This window comes from Micromonospora sp. DSM 43699 (genome assembly GCF_055517075.1).
In genome coordinates, this window is record NZ_JBTMMT010000225.1 from 1 (window position 1) to 441 (window position 441).

Genomic DNA, 441 nt, shown 5'->3' on the forward strand with positions numbered 1-441 from the left:
GGGTGGCGGCGCAGGGTGTCCAGGTGCCCACGGGCCATCCGGTCGACGGCCTCGCGCCAGTCGGCGGGGGGTTCGTCGGGGCGGGCGGCGAACGGTTCGCCGAGCACGCGGTCGAACATCAGGTCCAGCAGCTCGGCCTTGCCGGGGACGTAGCGGTAGAGCGACATCGTGCCCGTGCCCAGCTCGGTGGAGAGGCGGCGCATCGAGACGGCGGCCAGCCCCTCCGCGTCCGCGACGGCGACGGCGGCGGTGACGATCCGGTCCAGGGTGAGCGCCGGTTTCGGGCCGCGGCTGGGGCGTTCGCCGGTACCCCACAGAAGCTCCAGGCTGCGCGCGATGTCGCCGCTCCCGGTGGCCGTCCCGTCCGCCTTCGACGCGGCTCCGGCTGTCGTTCCGTCGTTCGTCATGGGCTCAGCGTAATGGGCCGGGAGGAAAGTGGGT

1 protein-coding gene is annotated in these 441 nt (G+C 73.7%); it reads right to left on the reverse strand.

Annotation, left to right across the window (positions count from 1 at the left end; translation table 11 throughout):
- Positions 1-407: TetR/AcrR family transcriptional regulator (locus AC0AIB_RS31365; protein WP_465098105.1), on the reverse strand; the 407-nt coding region annotated here is incomplete at its 3' end.
- Positions 408-441: the final 34 nt, after the last annotated feature.